This is a genomic window from Lysinibacillus zambalensis (genome assembly GCF_040183165.1).
In the GTDB taxonomy this organism is placed as follows: Bacteria; Bacillota; Bacilli; order Bacillales_A; family Planococcaceae; genus Lysinibacillus; species Lysinibacillus zambalensis.
In genome coordinates, this window is the sequence record NZ_JBEGDG010000083.1 from 1 (window position 1) to 332 (window position 332).

General features: G+C 35.8%; 1 pseudogene. It reads right to left on the bottom strand.

Annotated elements, in window-relative coordinates:
- A pseudogene (locus tag ABNX05_RS26590) lies at positions 1-332 on the bottom strand (IS5/IS1182 family transposase); the annotation flags it as partial.

The window sequence follows — 332 nt, forward strand, 5'->3', positions numbered from 1 at the left end:
CGAATAACTATTTCGTTCGTCAAAGATTTCGAAGTCTCTTTGATATTTTAGTTTGCGTTCAATATAGTCGATTAATTTTTTGCGAGCTTGCTTTGGGAATTTCCGTTCCGTTCTTAAAGCCTTTCGCTCTGCTACATCTGATGAATCCTCAATTTTTCGATCATATTCAGAAATCACTTCATCTACTTTTTCAACCATTCGAGCGAGGTCTTCCAATGCTAATTCCTTTTCATTTTCCCTTTCAATTTCTGGCATGATTTCTTTTTCAAGCAGCTCATCGTATAGCTGGTTTGACTTTTCAATTAGTCCGTTATGATATTTCTCAATCGACT